Genomic DNA, 16,907 nt, shown 5'->3' with positions numbered 1-16,907 from the left:
GTCTCTGGCGCCGTAGATACGCTGCAGCTCCCCACGGCCGGCACCAGAACTCAGCATTATAAACTCGTTCAGCATCAATTCCAGACAAGATATGTCTCTGCCCTCCCCTGCTCCCGCCAGCGCTTTGCGCATACGACCCAGCACTGACGCCGATTTGCCCGCCATCCAGGCCATCTACGCGGTGGCTGTGCTCAATGGCACCGGCACTTTCGAGACCGAGGTGCCCGGGGTCGACGAAATGGGCCGGCGTCGCCAGGAAGTGTTGGGGCGCAGCCTGCCGTGGCTTGTGGCAGAACGGGATGGCGTCGTGCTGGGCTATGCCTATGCCAATTACTTCCGGCCACGCCTGGCCTACCGCTTTTGTGTCGAGGACTCGATCTATCTCTCGCCCGACGCTCAGGGCCAGGGTATCGGCCGGCTGTTGCTGGCCGAATTGATTGCCCGCTGCGAAGCCGCAGGCGCTCGCCAGATGCTGGCGGTCATCGGCGACGCGGCCAATATCGGCTCGGTGGGTGTCCATACCGCGTTGGGCTTCGAACACACCGGCGTGCTCAAGAGCGCGGGCTGGAAATTTGGCCGCTGGCTCGACGTTGTGCTGATGCAGCGCACGCTCGGTCTTGGCGACAGCGCCGCGGCCGCTGAATGAATGCCACAAGGCATAAGGCAGCGGCAACCTGGCTGGCATTGCTGGGCGGCACCCTCGGCCTGCACCGCTTCTATCTGCATGGCCTGAAGGACCCCTGGGGCTGGGCTTATCCAGTGCCTACGCTGCTCGGGCTGGTCGGCGTGCTGCGCATGAACCAGCTGGGCCAGGATGATCGCCTGGCCTGGGCGCTGATTCCCTGGCTCGGCGTCAGCCTTGTTGCGGCGCTGTTGAGTGGCATCGTCTATGGCTTGATGCAGGACGAGCGCTGGAACGCACGCTTCAATGCCGGCCGGCCGGCCTCATCGGGCGGCTGGGCGGCCGTCATCGGCGTGGTGCTGTGCCTGCTGTTCGGCGGCACGGCGCTGATGGCGACCATCGCCTTCAGCGCACAGCGCTATTTCGAATCCCAGGCCGGTCAGTAGAGGATGAAGCTGGCCCAGTAGCAGACGCCGGCCATCACGGCGGCCGCCGGGATGGTGAAGATCCATGCCCAGACGATGTTGCCCGCCACGCCCCAACGCACGGCCGAGGCGCGCTGGACCGAACCCACACCGACGATGGCGCCGGTGATGGTGTGCGTCGTCGACACCGGTATACCCATCGCCGTTGCCAGGAAGAGCGTGATTGCGCCGCCCGTCTCGGCGCAGAAGCCGCCGACCGGCTTGAGCTTGGTGATGCGCTGACCCATGGTCTGCACGATCCGCCAACCGCCGAACATCGTGCCCAGGCCGATGGCGACATAGCAGGACACGATGACCCAGCTCGGCGGCGACGACTCGCCCGTGCCCATCATGCCGGCAGCAATCAATAGCATCCAGATCAGACCGATGGTCTTCTGCGCGTCATTGCCGCCATGGCCGAGGCTGTAGAGGCCTGCCGATACCAGCTGCAGCCGCCGGAACCATCGGTCAATGCGTATGGGCGACTTGCGTCGGCAGATCCAGCCAACGAGAACCATCAACAGCGAGCCAAGCAAGAACCCCAGCAGCGGCGACACCAGGATGAATGCCACCGTCTTCCAGATGCCGCCGGCGATCAGTGCTTGCGGCCCGGCCTTGGCAATGACCGCACCGACGATGCCGCCGATCAGCGCGTGCGAGGAACTCGACGGGATGCCCCACCACCAGGTGATGACGTTCCAGACGATGGCGCCGATCAGCGCGCCAAAGACGACGTGGTGGTCCACGATGCCCGGCTCGACGATGCCCTTGCCGATGGTGGCAGCCACCTTCAACTGGAAGAAGGCAATGGCCAGCACGTTGAAGAAAGCTGCGAACAGCACGGCCTGCTGGGGTTTCAGCACGCCGGTCGAGACGACGGTGGCAATCGAGTTGGCCGCGTCGTGGAAGCCGTTCATGAAGTCGAACACCAGGGCCAGCACGACGAGCAGGGCCACCACCCAGAAGGCGATCTCAGCGGATGCCATGGGGGCTTTTCAGGAGTTCTCGAGGACGATGCCCTCGATCAGGTTCGCCACGTCTTCGCAACGGTCGGAGATGGACTCCAGTTGCTCGTAGATGGCCTTGAGCTTGATCAGTTCACGCACATCCGGCTCTTCGCGGAACAGGCGCGACATCGCCGAGCGCATCACACGGTCCGCGTCCGACTCCAGGCGATCAATCTCCTCGCAGGTCTTCAGCGCCGCCTCGGTGGTCGCCGGCTTGCTCAGGTTGGGCAGCAACGTGACGGCGTGCTGCACGCGCTCGCAGCAGCGCACCGACAGCGTCGCCAGCTGCAGCACCTGCTCGGGCACGGTACGCACGTCGTAGAGCGACAGCGTCTCGGACGAGTCCTGCAGCAGGTCGAGGATGTCGTCCATTGCATTGATCAGGCCATGGATCTGCTCGCGGTCGATGGGCGTGATGAATGTGCGGTGCAACAGCCGGTTGACCTCTGCGGTGATCCGGTCGGCCGCATGCTCCGCCTTGTCGACCTCGTCCGCATACTGCTGGCGCAATGTCGGGTCGGCATAGTTCTCGATCATCTTCAGGAAAGCGCGCGCTCCCTGCGCGATGAAACCGCCATGCTCATTGAAGAGCTCAAAAAAATTGCCCTCGCGGGGCAGCAGCTTGCCAAAAAGCATCGGCGTCTTTCAATTCTCGAAGGCGCGCAGTTTAGCGGGCGCTGTCACGCAACCGTCATCAAGCAGACCGGAAGATGAAGTAGACGGCACCCATCAGGCAAAGCCCTGCCCACAGGAAATCCAGCTTCATCGGCTCGCCCATGTAGTACAGGCTGAACGGCACGAAAACGGCCAGCGTGATGACTTCCTGAGTGATCTTGAGTTGGGCCAGCGAGAACCCGGCGCCGTGGCCGATGCGGTTGGCGGGCACCTGCAGCAGGTACTCGAACAAGGCGATCCCCCAGCTGATGAGGGCGGCGATCCACCAGGGTTTGGCGGCCAGCCCCTTCAGGTGCCCGTACCAGGCGAAGGTCATGAACACGTTGGACAGCAACAGCAGACCCGCGGTCTGCCAGCCGGCAAGGGTCGAAAACATCGAGGTCTCCTGAGATCAAATCGGGATGGGGCCGCTGCGCTCGATGCGCTGCGCCTGCCAGCCCCGGCAGGTCGCCAGCGGCGCCAGCTCCGGCGCGATCTCCAGCAACGGGCGCAGCACAAAGGCGCGCTCGCCGAGCCGCGGGTGGGGCAGCGTCAGGCGCGGCGTGCCCAGCACGGCGTCGCCGTAGAGCAGCAGATCCAGGTCAAGCGTGCGTGGCGCGTTCCGGTAGGGGCGCTCGCGGCCGTGGGCCTGTTCGATGGCCTGCAGCGCATCCAGCAGCTCGATCGGCGGCAGCGTCGTGTCCAGCCCGACGACGGCGTTCAAGAAGTCCGGGCCGCTCGCATCCAAAGGAGCGCTGCGCCATGCGCTCGACACGGCCACGAGCCGCGTTCCGGGCAAAGCAGATAGCGCCCGCACCGCCTGCGTCAGCGTGGCGAGGAGATCGCCACCAAGGTTGGCGCCCAGGCCGACGTAGGTGCGAGAACTCACTCGGCGGCTGGCGTGGGCGCCGCGGCGCCATCTCCGCCGCCCGGCTTGCGGCGGCGACGGCGGCGCTTCCTGACAGGCGCGTCCGCATCCACATCGACGACGGCGGCAGTTTCCGTGTCTTCACTGGCCGGCGCTTCGGCCCGCGGCGCGCGCACGACGCGCGGCTGCTTCTGCTGCGCGGTGCGGGCGTCGGCCAGCAGCGCCTGGCGGTCGTCGTCGCTGCCGAGGGCGAAGTCTTCCCACCAGTCGGCCAGTGCCGGGTCGATCTCGCCGACATCGGCGCGCAGGCGCAGGAAGTCGAAGCCGGCGCGGTAGCGCGGCTGCTCGATCAGGCTGAAGACGCCGGAACCGCTGCGGCGCTCGAAGCGCGTCTGCATCATCCAGATCTCGCGCATGTCCCCGGCCAGCTTGCCGCGGCCGGAGATGTCGCCGATGCGGGCGTCGAAGACGGCGTCGATGGCCTGGGCCAGCGCCGGCACGGGCGGCTCGCCGCTGGCGCGGATTCTGGTCCAGCGGTCCAGCACCTCGTGCCAGAGCATGCAGGCGAGCATGAAGCTGGGGCTGACGCCGCGGCCTTCCTGCACGCGGCGGTCGGTGTCTTCAAAGGCTTGGCGCACGAAGTCGCCGCGCACGCCCTCATACAAGTCGCCGCTCTCCGTCAGCATCGCGTCCAGCACGGCGAAGATGCCGCGCGCCAGGCCCAGCTTCTTCAACTGCGCAATGCTGGCCAGGGAGTGGCCGGTCTGCAGCAGCTTGATCATCTCGTCAAAGAGGCGCGAGGCCGGCACATTGGCCAGCAACGCCGACGAAGCCTTGACGGGCGCCAGCGTCTTGGGCTCCAGCGTGAAGCCCAGCTTGGCCGCAAAGCGCACCGCGCGGATGATGCGGACCGGGTCTTCGCGGTAGCGCGTCTCGGGGTCGCCGATCATGCGCAGCAGCTTGGCCTTGGCGTCGGCCAGGCCGCCGTGGTAGTCGACGACAAGCCGGCGCACCGGGTCGTAGTACAGGGCGTTGACCGTGAAGTCGCGGCGCGCGGCGTCTTCGATCTGCGGACCCCAGACGTTGTCGCGCAGCACGCGGCCGCTGGCGTCCACCGCATGCGACTTGCCCTCGAGCTCGCTCTTGGCCGTCTTCTCGTTGCCACCGACTGCGTCCGATTCGGTCGGCAGCGCGCGGAAGGTCGAGACCTCGATGACCTCATGCTCGCGGCCGCGGCCGTAGACGACGTGGACGATGCGAAAGCGCCTGCCGATGATGAAGGCGCGGCGGAACAGACCCTTGACCTGCTCGGGCGTCGCGTTGGTCGCGACGTCGAAGTCCTTGGGGCGCACGTTGAGCAGCAGGTCGCGCACCGCGCCACCGACGATATAGGCCTCGAAGCCTGCATCGGTCAGCGTCTTGACGACCTTGACGGCGCGCTCATCGAGCAGGTCGGGGTTGATGCCATGAACATCGGCCTCGACCTCGACACGCTTGCCAAGCGGATTGGCCTTCTTGGCAGCCGCGGGCGTGGACTTGCTGAACAGCTTGTCGATGAACTTCTTGATCATGCGAAGAGTTGGAACTGAGGCCAGCCGCGTTCGGCGGCAATTTGAGCGAGTGCCGGGCTGGGATTGGTCGCCACCGGGTGGCTGACGCGTTCAAGCAAGGGCAGGTCGTTGGTCGAGTCGCTGTAGAAAGTCACGCGCTCGAACCCATGCCATTGTGCCCCCAGGCCCTGCAGCCAGTCCTGCACCCGCGCGATCTTGCCCTCGCGGAAGCTCGGCACACCGTGGATGGCGCCGGTGTAGCGCCCCTCGGGATCGCGCTCAAGCTGCACGGCGATGAGATGTTCGATGCCGAAGGCCGCCGCGATCGGCGCGGTGACGAATTCGTTGGTCGCGGTGACCAGGGCGATCAGGTCACCCGCGGCGCGGTGTTGCTCGACCAGCGCGACGGCCTCGGGGCGCAAAGCCGGCTTCATCACCTCGACCATGAAGCGTTCCCGCATCGCCAGCGCCTCCGCCAGCGGTCGGCTGCGCCAGGCCGAAGTTGCGAAATCCACATAGGCCGGCAGGTCCAGCGTGCCGGCGTTGTACTGGGCGAAGAACTCATCGTTCTTCGCGCCCCAGACGGCGCCGTCCACCCAGCCCACGTCCACCATGAATCCGCCAAAGGCGTGATCGGAATCCACCGGGATCAGCGTCCCGTCGAGGTCAAAGAGCGTCAGGTTCATAAGGTGGCGTCAGGGTCAGGTTTTTCATCGGCGAGCATGGCCTTCAGCAGCGGCAGCGTCAGCGCGCGTTTGCTGACCAGCGCGAACTCGTCCAGGCGTTCGAGCAGTTTCATCAGCCCTTTCAGATTGCGCTCGAAGCGCGTCAGCAGATAGGACAGCACTTCCTCGGTCAGCAGCAGGCCGCGGCGGTCAGCCTCACGGCGCAGCGCGGCGCGCATCTCGGCTTCGCGCAGCGGTTGCAGCGCGAAGCCTGGCCCCCAACCCAGGCGCGTGCGCAGGTCCTCACGCACGGCCAGGTCGACGGCGGGCGCGTCAGCCGTCGCAACGACGGTATAGCCCTGCCCGGCCGAGGCGACGAAGAGCGCGAACGCCGCATGCTGCTGGCCCGCGTCGAAGCGCTGGCAATCGTCCAGCAGCAGCAGGCTTTCATGGGCCGGCAACTCCCAAGGCAGGGCCGTGTCGGCGTCATACCAGGCGACGCGCTGACCGGCGGCCTGCCATCGTTGGGCCAGCGCCTGCAACAGATGGGTCTTGCCGGATCCCGTCGGTCCCCACAACAGCACGGGCGGGTCACCGGGCACCAGGCCGAGCAGATAGGCCAGCGCCTCGGCGTTGGCGCCGGGCAGAAAGTTGTCGAAGCTGTGTGCAGGCGGCGCCAGCAAAGCGAGGGGTATCTGTCTCATGAGCGTTTGCCCTGTCACTGCAGCGGCGGCGGGCCCTGATCTAGCAGCAGGGCCAGGCGGTCGCGCAGTTGTCCGGAGTCAGGCGCGTCGGGGCGCTGGGCAAGATAGAAGGCCAGGTCAACGGCCGCGGCTGCGAGCGCGCCGACAGCCTCCAGCACCAGTCCGCGATCCCGCCGCTCGACCGCATCGCCCGGCAGCAGCACGACGAGGCGCTGCTGCACCGCCAGCAGGCGCGGCCAGTCACCAGCAGCACGGTGCACCTCCTTCAGGTTGCGCAGCATGCGAGCCAGGATCTGACGCGGCGTCGCGGCACGCAGGAAGAACTCCAGCGGCAGGTCCAGGTCCTGCGGCAGACCGCTGCCATGGCGATAGACCGCCAGGCGTTCATCGAGTCGCGCCGCGGAAAGCTGCTGCCCCGTGAAAGGATCGATGACGACCTCGCCCAGCCCGATCCGGCACTTGACGAGGAAGTGGCCGGGGAAGGCCACGCCAGCGGCGCGCAGACCGGCGTGCTCGGCCAGTTCCAGCAGCAGCACGGCCAGCGTGATGGGGATGCCGCGCCGCATTTCCAACACGCGGTGAACGAAGCTGTTGTCGGCCGCGTAGTAGTTGTTGAGGTTGCCGGCAAACCCCAGCTCGCCATGGAAAAAGCGCGTCAGCAGCCGCAGCCGCTCGGCCGGCGCCATCTCTGGCGCGATGCGTTCGCGCAGCCGCCCGGCGAGCCGGTCGACTTCGGACAGCACCGTCTGCACATCGAGTTGCGGATGCTCGTCCTGCGCCAGGCTGACGGCGGCTTCCAGCAGGTTCAACCCGTCATCCTGCGCCACCAGCGTGGCGAAGTAGTCGAGGGGCGTGGGCCGGGCAAACTTCATATCAGCTGGGTCGCCCCAGCGCCTTCGGCCGCATGCCGACGAGCAGCAGCACGCCGAAGTACAGAACTGCGCTGCAAGCCAGGCTGGCCGCCATGACGAGTGCCCTTTCGATCTCGTTCACGCCAAGTGCAATCCAGTCCAGCCGGGTCGCCAGCTGCCATTGCAGCAAGCCCATCGCCGCCGAACCCAGCAGCACGCGCACCCCGAATGCCAGCCAGCCCGGGGACGGGCGGTAGCTGCCCAGCCGCATCAGGCCCCACAGCAACCAGCCGGCGTTGACCAGCGCGCCAACGCCGATGGACAAGGCCAGCCCGGCAACGCCGATCCAGGGCACGAAGACGATGTTGAGCGCCTGCGTCAGCAGCAGCACGGCGATGGCGATCTTGGCCGGCGTGCCGGTGTCCTGGCGCGCATAGAAGCCCGGCGCCAGCACCTTGATGGCGATCAAACCGATCAGGCCGATGCCCCAGCCCATGACCGATTGCGCGGTGTGCACCACGTCGGACGGCAAGAACTTGCCGCGGTGATAGAGCACGGCCGTCAGCGGCTCAGCAAATACCAACAGCGCCACGGCGCAGGGCAGCGCCAGCAGCATCACCATGCGCAGCCCCCAATCCAGTAGATGGCTGTAGCGCTCGGTCAGCCCCCCGGCCTGGGCGGCGGACAGCTGCGGCGTCAGCACGGCCGCCAACGCAACGCCCAGCAGGCCGATGGGGAATTCCATCAGCCGGTCGGCGTAGTTCAACCAGGAAGTCGCACCCTCGCCCAGATGGCTGGAGATCTGCGTGTTGATCATCAGCGACAGCTGCGAGACGCCGACGCCGAGCAGCGCCGGACCCATGCCGCGGATGACGCGGCCGACGCCAGGATTGGCGCGCGACTCCTGAAAGCCGCGCCAGCTCAAGCTCATGCGGGGCATGGCGCCAACGGCGCGCAGCGCCGGCCACTGCACCAGCAGCTGCAGCACGCCGCCCAGCATCACGCCAACGGCCATCGCATAGATGCCCGGATAGCCGGCGCGCTCCAGCGGCCCGGCCAGCGACCAGCCGACGGCGATCACGCTGAGGTTGAGCAGCACTGGCGTGGCGGCGGGCACCACGAAGCGCTTCCAGGTGTTCAGGATGCCGGCCGACAGCGCCACCAGCGACATGCAGCCGATGTAGGGAAACATGAATCGCGTCATGACGACCGAGGCGTCGAAGGCCTCGCTCGGCAAACCCGAGCCGAGCAGCAGGACCAACAGCGGCGCAGCGATGACGCCGGTCACCGACGTCACGACCAATGCCCACAACAGCACCGTTGCGACCGCATCGATGAGCCGGTGCGTTGCGGCCTCTCCCTCGCTCGCCCTTGTGGCAGCCAGCAGCGGGACGAAGGCCTGGGAAAATGCGCCTTCAGCAAACAGCCTGCGCAGCAGATTGGGAATCCGGAATGCGACGAGAAACGCGTCGGTCATCGCCGTGGCGCCAAAAAGGCCGGCCACCATGGTTTCACGGACGAGGCCGGTGATGCGCGAGGTCAGGGTCAGCAGGGATATGGTCGACGCAGCGCGCAGCAGATTCATGGCGGCGGATTATCTGTGTCGTGAATGGCGCCGCGTTGGATACTCGGCCCAGCCGCTTGGCTTCAACTGAGATTCCAGGCTATACTCATTGTCTTTGCACCAACTGGGTATAGATACAGCATGGCAACCAGCTCCAAAGCCAAGAAGAAGACGGTCCGCCTGGCATCGGGCCTCAAGCGCGTCCGTCAAGACGCCAAGCTCAATGCCGCCAACACGGCACTGCGTTCGCAGTTCCGCACCGTCGTCAAGAACGTGCAGAAGGCCGTGACCGCAGGCGACAAGTCCAAGGCTGCTGATCTCTTCAAGAATGCCCAGGCCGTGATCGATTCGGTCGCCGACAAGGGCATCTTCCACAAGAACAAGGCCGCTCGCCACAAGAGCCGCCTGTCCGCCAAGATCAAGGCGCTCGCCGCCTAATACCCAATCCAGCTCTGGTGCAAGGCCGAAGGCCCGCGAAAGCGGGCTTTCTGCTTTGGGCCCGCCGCACGGGCCTTGTGAATCGGTATGGCGGTTTCGGGCCGAGCGCCGGGCCGCCCCAAGCCGGCCCGCCTGTGGCTGCTTGCGGCTCAATGCCGCAAACAGCCTCGTCACCGCGGAGGACCGACCAAGCTCGCCGCGTTCAGCAGGCGCGACTGGGCGAGGGGTCAACGGTCTAGTGCCACTCGCCCGGCTCCACGCCCTGAATGCTGCGGTCACGCAGCCATTCCGCCACCGCGCGGGCCACCCATTGCGGGTCGTCAAGCGGCAAGTCGTGACCAGCTCTGGTGTGCAAGCGCAGCGGCGCGCCCCAGGCCCGGCTGATCGCTTGCGAGCAACGCCAGTCAACCAGGTTGTCAGCCTTGCTGCACAACAGCAACATCGGCGCTGCCGGACGCGTGCGGCTGGCGCGATAGCGCATGCTGGCCAATAACTGGCGCGCTGTATTGCGCACGCCCAGTGGATGCAAGCGCTGCAACTCCACCCAACGTTCGATGACGGCCTGCGTGGGCGTCAACCGCGTCGTCAGGCTGAGCACGCGCTCCTCGCGCAGGCGGGCGCTGAAGCGGCTCAGCGACAGGAGCAACAGCTCCAGGTAATTGAGCGGCCGTGGTTTCCGGAAGAGTTCGCTGAACGGCCGCAGGCTGGGGTTGATCAGCACCCCTGCCACCACTTCATTTGGATAACGGTTGGCCCAGTCGCTCAGGACCGCGGCGCCGAGCGACATGCCGATCAGGGACACCGCACCCTTCACGCCGCGCCGCTGCAGTTCGGCGCGGCAGGCATCGACGATGACCGACACCTGCGTCGGGCTGACCTGACGACGCAGCGTGCCATTGCCAGGCAGATCCAGCATCAACAGTTGGGAGTCGGGTTGCTGAGCGCGCAATTCGCGCAGCAAATGTTCCGGGAAGACGCCCCAGTGACCGCTTTCTCGGGACAGGCCGCGAAGCAGCACCCAGACCGGCCCCTGCGGAGCCGGCAGCTCGGCATGACCCAAAGTCGGCACGGCGGGAACCGGACTGGCGATGGGAGCGGCGCTGAGGTTTGTCGGCATGTGTCGAAACGTAGCCGACGAGGATAACGGCGACGCGCGGCCGCAAACCCCGGGAATGTCGCTAACCCGCCTCAAACGGCCGACTTGCCGCCTGGCCCATCAGGCAGCAGACAGGCTTCAGCAACCTGCAGGTTGTTGTCGCGGGCGAAGTTCATGACGAAGTCCCAGGCCATCGGCTCAAGGCGCTTGAGGTCTTCGTTGACGACGACGCACTTCACGCCGTTGATGACGGTGGGGACGCACAGCGGCGAATAGCCGATGAAGGCACCGATGCCGCCGCGGGTACCACCGGGGCGGAAGCAGGACATCGCGCCGGCCAGCCGCTCGGCCCAGTCGCTCGGGCGGAAGGTTTTTCCATCCAGGGTGACACCTTGGATGAAGACTTCGCGCGGCGGGGGGGCAACGGTCATGGACGGGGGCTGTGCGGTACAGCGGGGCGCCGCTGCCAAAGACCTGTATTGTGCCTCGGCACAGCCTCATCTGCTGCGGCGCAGCAAATGCCGCGGTGCCGGACTCTAGAATCAAAAGCCCACTTTTCCTCGACCCTTTTCGGAGACCCGATGAACGCCGATCCCCTTCCGTCCGACGCCCACGTGATGCCGACCTACGGCCGCCTGCCCGTTGCGCTTTCGCACGGCCAGGGCTGCTGGGTCTGGGACACCACGGGCCGACGACTGCTGGATGGGTTGGCTGGCATCGCGGTCAACACGCTGGGCCACAACCATCCGCGCTTGGTGCCGGCGCTGCAAGAGCAGATCGGCAAGCTGATTCACACCAGCAACTACTACCACTCGCCGCTGCAGTCTCGACTGGCCAGCAAACTCTGCGAAATTTCCGGGCTGGAGAACGTCTTCTTCTGCAACAGCGGGCTGGAAGCCAACGAGGCGGCCTTGAAGATCGCCCGCAAGTTCGGCCACGACCGCGGCAACACAGCGCCGGAAATCCTCGTCTTCGAAGGCGCCTTCCACGGGCGCTCCATCGCCACGCTGTCGGCCACCGCCAACCCCAAGATCCAGGCCGGCTTCGGGCCGCTGGTGCCGGGCTTCGTGCGCGTGCCACTGAACGATGTCGCAGCGGTGGAAGCCGCGATTGCTGCGCATCCCAACATCACCGCCATCTTCCTGGAGACCATCCAGGGCGAAGGCGGCATCAACCCCGCGCGCGTCCAGTTCCTGCAGGCGCTGCGCCGCGTCTGCGACGAGCACGACCTGCTGCTGATGCTCGACGAAGTGCAATGCGGCATCGGCCGCACCGGCAAGTGGTTTGCCCATCAATGGGCCGGCATCAAGCCCGATGTCATGCCGCTGGCCAAGGGCCTGGGTTCGGGCGTGCCCATCGGCGCGGTCGTTTGCGGCCCGCGTGCGGCCGGCGTGCTGAAGGCGGGCAACCACGGCACGACCTTTGGCGGAAACCCGCTGGCCATGCGCGCCGGCATCGAGACGCTGACCATCATGGAAGAGGATGGCCTGCTGGCCAACGCGGAAGCCGTCGGTGCCACGCTGCGCGGCGCGTTGTCCGACGGCCTGGCAGGCGAGGCAGGTTTGGTCGAAATCCGCGGCCAGGGCCTGATGCTGGGCATCGAACTGGACCGCCCGGCCGGCGTGCTGCTGACGCAGTGCCTGGACGCCGGCCTGCTCATCAGCGTGACCGCCGATCGCGTCGTGCGCCTGCTGCCGCCGCTGATCCTCACGCATGACGAAGCGCGCGAGATTGCGGCCCGCCTGGTGCCGCTGATCAAGGCGCTTCTCGGCCAGCCCAAGCCATGAAGCCGGGAGACGCATTGATGCGCCATTACCTTCAATTCAAGGACTTCCGCGCCGAGGAGTACGCCCACCTGTTCGAACGCGCCGCCATCATCAAGCGCCGCTTCAAGAACTACGAGAAATACCAGCCGCTGCAGGACCGCACGCTGGCCATGATCTTCGAGAAGGCCAGCACGCGCACGCGCGTGAGCTTCGAGGCCGGCATGTACCAGATGGGCGGCTCGGTTGTGCACCTGACGACCGGCGACAGCCAGTTGGGCCGCGCCGAACCCGTGGAAGACTCCGCGCGCGTCATCAGCCGCATGGTCGACATCGTCATGATCCGCACCTACGAGCAGAGCAAGCTCGAGGCCTTCGCCGCGCACTCGCGCGTGCCGGTCATCAACGGGCTGACCAACGAGTACCACCCGTGCCAGATCCTGGCAGACCTGTTCACCTTCATCGAGAACCGCGGCATGGACCGGCGCGGTGCCATCGACATGGATTGCCTCAAAGGCCGTGTCGTTGCGTGGGTGGGCGACGGCAACAACATGGCCAACACCTGGCTGCAGGCGGCCGAGATCCTCGGCTTCACGGTGCATGTCAGCACGCCCAGCGGCTACGAGGTCGACCCGGTGGTGGCGGGCGTGAAGAACGCCGGCTGCTACAAGGTCTTCAAGGACCCGCGCGAGGCCTGCGTCGGCGCCGACCTGGTCACCACCGACGTGTGGACCAGCATGGGCTACGAGGCCGAGAACGAAGCCCGCAAGGCGGCGTTCAACGACTGGTGCGTGGACCGCGACATGATGGCCCGCGCCAAGCCCGACGCCCTCTTCATGCATTGCCTGCCGGCGCATCGCGGTGAGGAAGTGGCGGCGGACGTCATCGACGGTCCGCAATCGGTCGTGTGGGACGAGGCTGAAAACAGAATGCACGTGCAGAAGGCACTCATGGAGTACCTGCTGCTCGGGCGGATTGGCTGACGCCTCACCTCAAAGCAAAAGCCGGCTGCGCACAGCCGGCTTTTCTTTTGGCCGCTCGGCCGGTCAGGCGCGACGGCGGCGGGCCAGCACCAAGGCGCCGCCGGCCAGCAGCAGCGCGACGCTGCTCGGCTCCGGCACGGCGCTGATGTTGTCCAGTGCGACGGCGTTGGCCGCGCCACTCAGGTCGAAGGACAGGGCCGTACCGCTGAAGCTCAGGACGGCCTGGTTCCAGGTGGTGTAGTCGGCGGAATTCACGCCCAGGTCGATGCTGCCCAGCAGCGTGCCCGTCCCGTTCAAGCCGGAGTAGGCCTTGATGGCACCCGTCGCTGCGCTGGGCGTCGAGTAGAAGAAGCTCAGGCCGCCGGCGACGCCGGTGGCAACGTTCATGTAAGCCGCGGTGTTGACGACGCCGTCCAGCTGCACGAAGGCCACGCCCAGCGGCGAGGGTGCATTGCCGAAGTAGCTGAAGTCGACATCGTTGGACAGGCCCAGCACATTGGTGAAGGACACGCCGTCGGCGACGTAGGCGTCCGCCACTTCCTCGCCGTAAGACCACGACTTCTCAAAGTCAACGGACAGCGGGGTGGCCGCGAAGGCCGGCGAGGCCAGGCCAAGGGCCAGTGCGAGGGTGGCGAGCTTCATCGAGAACTCCAGAGCTGAGAGGGTTTGGGGCGGCCGAGGCCGCGGCGTCTATGTCGGGCCGGAGTTTGGTGGCCAAAGACGACAGCCGCATGACGCGATGAAGGCAGCGGCGGGCGCCACGTCGGTTCACGCGCCTGTCATCGGCGGCTGCGATGGTTCCCGGCTTCGTCCGTCGCGCGCTGCCATGACCCCACCGCCCCTGCTCCGCCGCCACTTGTTGATCGCCCTTGGCGCCGCCGGCATTGGCAGCCCCGCTCTGGGCTGCGAGTTCTTCAGCAGTCATCTGCGCATCTGGCATCCGTGGACCCGCGCCAGCCGCGTCGACGCCGACACCGCCAAGCTCTGCATGCGCTTTGACGAGGTGCAGCGGACCGACCGGCTGATCGGCATCAAGACCCCCGTCGCCGGTGGCGCCCGCCTCGTCGGCGCGGCTGCCGATGCTGGCGCGCAAGGCCTGTCCCTGTTGATCCGCGCCGGCCAGGAGCTGCAATTGACCGAGGACGGCCTTCACATCGAACTGCTCGATCTGCAGCAGCCGCTGCAGGTCGGCCGCAGCTATCCGCTGCACCTTCATTTCGAGTTCGCCGAGCCGGTCAAGGTCGCGCTCAACGTCGACTACGCCGGCTTGCGCTGAACCTGGCCGAGGCGGCTTCGGCTCGCCAGCCGTCGCGGAGCCGTCACGCCCAGGTCACGACCGCTTCCTAGCATCCGCCGGTCCCACGCCTCCCCCATTTCCTCTCCCGGAGCCGCTTCATGCCTCATTTCCTCAGCAAGAGCCAGATCGCCTTGGCCGCCGTCGCGGCGCTCGGCAGTGCCGTCGTCATCGTGCCGACCGTTGCCACTGCCGCCGGCAAGGTCGCCGGCAAATACGTGGCGGGTGACTTCCACAACCACACCACCTGCTCGGACGGCGCGATCTCCATGCAGAAGCTGGTCAAGAAGTCCACCGACAAGACCGCCGACTCGCCCTGGGGTCTGGACTGGTTCGTGCAAGCCGGCCACGGCGGCCGCGGCAACCGCAACTGCACGCTGGCCGAAGACGCATCCTTGTCCACGCCGGCCTACCCGCACGTTGCAGGCCAAGGCCCGACGACGAGCTGGTCCAACAGCATCGGCGCAGCCAACCTCAAGGGTGATGGCGGCGGCGTGGGCGGCAACGGCAACATGTGGCGCTGGCAGTCGCTGCAGGAGTACCAGTACCCGCAGCTCGAATACCTCGCGGCCAAGACCAATGCGCCGATGTTCCTCGGCCTGGAATCCGTCGTCGCCGGCCACGAGCACAGCTCCATGGCCATCGTCAGCGGCCAGATGCCGCCGGCCATTGACACCGCCACGCTGCCGACGGCACCGGGCTATGTCGCGCTGGGCGATGCCAACGCGCTGTCCAAGTGGTCCTACTGCTTCGACCGCAACGACACCGACACCAGTCGCGGCAACGTGACCGGCTCGGCCAACGGCAACAACTGGGATTGCACCAACCCCGCCAGCGCCGATTCCACGTCCGCTGCCATCGGCTGGAGCGCCACCGGCAAGAAGCTCGTCCCGACCAGCGGCACCGGCGTCGGCACGCGCGGCCACCTCAAGACCGTGGAAGCGATGAAGTGGATGGCCAACTTCCACGGCCAGTCCAGCTACTACGTGCCCGCCCACCTGGAGCGCGCCGGCCCGTTCAACCCGAACGGCAACAACGGCTTCAACGTCGAGCACCTTCGCAACCTCAACAACGCCGCGCCGGCCGTCGCCTTCGGCTTCGAGTCGCAACCGGGCCATGGCGCCTCCGACGCGCGCGGCGAATACCACCAGCGTCGCAACAACATTGGCGGCACGCTGACCGACTCCGTCGGCGGCACGACCTACGGCGGCACCGGCGTTTATGCGGGGCAGCTCGGCGGCGTCTGGGATGCGCTGCTCGGCGAAGGCCGCAACTGGTGGTTCTTCGCCAGCTCCGACTGGCACAACCGCGGCCAGTTCGGCCCGGACGACCGCCGCTCCACACAGGACTTCCTGCCCGGCGAGTACCAACGCACCTATGTGATGGTGCGCAACGGTGCCGACAAGCTGCGCCCACAGACCATCGTCGACGGCCTGCGCACCGGCAACGCCTGGGCCGCCAGCGGCCAGCTGATCGACCGCCTGGCCTTCATCGCCTGCGCTTCCTATCCAGGTGTTGGCGCGCGCAGCAATGCTTCCGTCGAAGCTCTGGCCATCGCCGCGGCGACCAACGGCACCGACATCGACAAGGCCGGCTGCGCGACCATGGGCGAGAAGCTCGTGGTTCGCCCGGGCGCCGACATCGTCGTCGCCATCGTGCTGCGCGATCCGGACGGTGCCAACTACGCGCCTTACAGCTTCGCCAACCCGTCGCTGGCCCAGGTCGGCATCAACCAGCCGCTGAACAAGCCGGTCCTCGACCACGTCGACGTGATCCGTGGCCTGGTGACGGGCTACAAGATGCCGGGCGCGCCCGACTACGCCGGCGAATGGCCGCGCAACGCCGACTGGCTCAAGGCCGACGGCACGACCACCGGCCTGGCCACCGTGCCGGCAGCTGCCAAGAACACCTCGACGGCCGTGCTGAAGACCTTTGGCAACGGCAGCTCGGTGTGGACCCCGGTCCAGTCGGGCGTGGACAACAGCGTCTTCCTGAAGATGAGCCTGCGCATCCCGGCCGTTCAGGCCTCGCAGTACGTCCGTCTGCGCGGCACCAACATGCCGGCCGCCGTGCCCTATGAGACCGATGCGAACGGCAACCCGCTGGCCGACGTCTACACCAACGCCATCGACCCGACGATGTTGCGCATCCCGTGCACGACGCCCGCCACGAACCAGCCTGCCGCGGGCGCGACCTTCGCCACCGGCACCATCAACGGCTGCCCCGCCCACATGGAAACCGCCACCGGTGCCGGCAACCCCATCGCCGGCCAGAAGGCCGTGTCCTTCGACGTCGCCGCCTGGGCCGACCTCTGGTTCTACAGCAACCCGATCTACGTCGAAGTGGCCAAGGCCATCACCGTCGCCGGTGTGAAGTGATGCCTG

At 66.8% G+C, this 16,907-nt stretch carries 19 protein-coding genes; 7 read left to right on the top strand and 12 right to left on the bottom strand.

Annotation, left to right across the window (positions count from 1 at the left end):
• The first annotated feature begins 91 nt into the window (after positions 1 to 91).
• Positions 92 to 646, top strand: coding sequence for a GNAT family N-acetyltransferase (locus tag ASC81_RS19520; RefSeq protein ID WP_056270754.1), 555 nt, complete (start codon positions 92 to 94; stop codon positions 644 to 646).
• Positions 643 to 1,068, top strand: coding sequence for a hypothetical protein (locus ASC81_RS19515; RefSeq protein WP_056270751.1), 426 nt, complete (start codon positions 643 to 645; stop codon positions 1,066 to 1,068). The genes ASC81_RS19520 and ASC81_RS19515 overlap by 4 nt, the downstream gene beginning before the upstream one ends.
• Here the strand turns inward: ASC81_RS19515 and ASC81_RS19510 are convergent.
• From ASC81_RS19510 to murJ, 9 genes are read right to left on the bottom strand one after another with little or no spacing between them, the layout of a single operon-like run.
• A complete protein-coding gene (locus ASC81_RS19510; RefSeq protein ID WP_056270749.1) occupies positions 1,062 to 2,072 on the bottom strand; it encodes an inorganic phosphate transporter in 1,011 nt (336 codons plus the stop codon). The genes ASC81_RS19515 and ASC81_RS19510 overlap by 7 nt on opposite strands.
• 9 nt (positions 2,073 to 2,081) lie before the next feature.
• Positions 2,082 to 2,729 carry a DUF47 domain-containing protein gene (locus ASC81_RS19505; RefSeq protein WP_056270746.1) on the bottom strand — a complete coding sequence of 216 codons (648 nt, stop codon included), beginning with the start codon at positions 2,727 to 2,729 and terminating at the stop codon, positions 2,082 to 2,084.
• A 58-nt stretch (positions 2,730 to 2,787) separates the two neighbouring features.
• Complete coding sequence (locus tag ASC81_RS19500) at positions 2,788 to 3,144, bottom strand: DMT family protein (protein WP_056270744.1); 357 nt, start codon at positions 3,142 to 3,144, stop codon at positions 2,788 to 2,790.
• A 15-nt stretch (positions 3,145 to 3,159) separates the two neighbouring features.
• On the bottom strand, positions 3,160 to 3,636 hold the full coding sequence (gene folK / locus ASC81_RS19495; protein ID WP_056270741.1) for a 2-amino-4-hydroxy-6-hydroxymethyldihydropteridine diphosphokinase: 477 nt from the start codon (positions 3,634 to 3,636) through the stop codon (positions 3,160 to 3,162).
• Positions 3,633 to 5,186, bottom strand: coding sequence for a polynucleotide adenylyltransferase PcnB (gene pcnB, locus ASC81_RS19490; protein ID WP_056270738.1), 1,554 nt, complete (start codon positions 5,184 to 5,186; stop codon positions 3,633 to 3,635). The genes folK and pcnB overlap by 4 nt, the downstream gene beginning before the upstream one ends.
• On the bottom strand, positions 5,183 to 5,851 hold the full coding sequence (locus ASC81_RS19485) for an HAD family phosphatase (RefSeq protein ID WP_056270736.1): 669 nt from the start codon (positions 5,849 to 5,851) through the stop codon (positions 5,183 to 5,185). Before ASC81_RS19485 ends, pcnB begins: the two co-directional genes overlap by 4 nt.
• A complete protein-coding gene (hda, locus tag ASC81_RS19480; protein ID WP_056270733.1) occupies positions 5,848 to 6,534 on the bottom strand; it encodes a DnaA regulatory inactivator Hda in 687 nt (228 codons plus the stop codon). The genes ASC81_RS19485 and hda overlap by 4 nt, the downstream gene beginning before the upstream one ends.
• A gap of 14 nt (positions 6,535 to 6,548) precedes the next feature.
• Positions 6,549 to 7,406 (bottom strand): SirB1 family protein, encoded by an 858-nt coding sequence (locus ASC81_RS19475; RefSeq protein WP_056270730.1) that lies wholly within the window; start codon positions 7,404 to 7,406, stop codon positions 6,549 to 6,551.
• A 1-nt stretch (position 7,407) separates the two neighbouring features.
• Positions 7,408 to 8,970 carry a murein biosynthesis integral membrane protein MurJ gene (murJ, locus tag ASC81_RS19470; RefSeq protein WP_056270729.1) on the bottom strand — a complete coding sequence of 521 codons (1,563 nt, stop codon included), beginning with the start codon at positions 8,968 to 8,970 and terminating at the stop codon, positions 7,408 to 7,410.
• Between the two features lie 120 nt (positions 8,971 to 9,090).
• On the opposite strand from murJ, the gene rpsT reads away from it, so the two are divergent.
• Positions 9,091 to 9,387 carry a 30S ribosomal protein S20 gene (gene rpsT, locus ASC81_RS19465; RefSeq protein ID WP_056270726.1) on the top strand — a complete coding sequence of 99 codons (297 nt, stop codon included), beginning with the start codon at positions 9,091 to 9,093 and terminating at the stop codon, positions 9,385 to 9,387.
• Between the two features lie 235 nt (positions 9,388 to 9,622).
• Here the strand turns inward: rpsT and ASC81_RS19460 are convergent, their stop codons facing one another.
• Both ASC81_RS19460 and ASC81_RS19455 read right to left on the bottom strand, forming a co-directional pair.
• Positions 9,623 to 10,579, bottom strand: a complete 957-nt coding sequence (locus ASC81_RS19460; RefSeq protein WP_156392309.1) for an alpha/beta fold hydrolase — start codon at positions 10,577 to 10,579, stop codon at positions 9,623 to 9,625.
• On the bottom strand, positions 10,576 to 10,914 hold the full coding sequence (locus ASC81_RS19455) for a DUF3579 domain-containing protein (protein ID WP_056270720.1): 339 nt from the start codon (positions 10,912 to 10,914) through the stop codon (positions 10,576 to 10,578). Before ASC81_RS19455 ends, ASC81_RS19460 begins: the two co-directional genes overlap by 4 nt.
• Before the next feature lie 150 nt (positions 10,915 to 11,064).
• Here ASC81_RS19455 and ASC81_RS19450 point away from each other — a divergent pair, with 150 nt between their 5' ends.
• The gene (locus ASC81_RS19450; protein WP_056270718.1) at positions 11,065 to 12,270 is read left to right on the top strand and encodes an aspartate aminotransferase family protein; all 1,206 of its coding nucleotides are present in this window, start codon (positions 11,065 to 11,067) and stop codon (positions 12,268 to 12,270) included.
• On the top strand, positions 12,267 to 13,229 hold the full coding sequence (gene argF / locus ASC81_RS19445; protein ID WP_056270716.1) for an ornithine carbamoyltransferase: 963 nt from the start codon (positions 12,267 to 12,269) through the stop codon (positions 13,227 to 13,229). The genes ASC81_RS19450 and argF overlap by 4 nt, the downstream gene beginning before the upstream one ends.
• A gap of 63 nt (positions 13,230 to 13,292) precedes the next feature.
• On the opposite strand, the gene ASC81_RS27960 is transcribed toward argF, so the two are convergent.
• Entirely contained in the window at positions 13,293 to 13,871 is a 579-nt protein-coding gene (locus ASC81_RS27960; protein ID WP_056270713.1) for a PEP-CTERM sorting domain-containing protein, read from the bottom strand.
• A 184-nt stretch (positions 13,872 to 14,055) separates the two neighbouring features.
• On the opposite strand from ASC81_RS27960, the gene ASC81_RS19435 reads away from it, so the two are divergent.
• Together ASC81_RS19435 and ASC81_RS19430 are read left to right on the top strand one after the other, a co-directional pair.
• Complete coding sequence (locus ASC81_RS19435) at positions 14,056 to 14,505, top strand: copper chaperone PCu(A)C (protein WP_162245931.1); 450 nt, start codon at positions 14,056 to 14,058, stop codon at positions 14,503 to 14,505.
• A 119-nt stretch (positions 14,506 to 14,624) separates the two neighbouring features.
• Positions 14,625 to 16,901, top strand: a complete 2,277-nt coding sequence (locus ASC81_RS19430) for a hypothetical protein (RefSeq protein WP_056270708.1) — start codon at positions 14,625 to 14,627, stop codon at positions 16,899 to 16,901.
• Positions 16,902 to 16,907: the final 6 nt, after the last annotated feature.

The sequence above is a fragment of the Pelomonas sp. Root405 genome (genome assembly GCF_001425165.1).
Taxonomy (GTDB): Bacteria; Pseudomonadota; Gammaproteobacteria; order Burkholderiales; family Burkholderiaceae_C; genus Pelomonas.
Note: the sequence above shows the minus strand (reverse complement) of the source record. Positions and strands in the feature narration are given on the sequence as shown.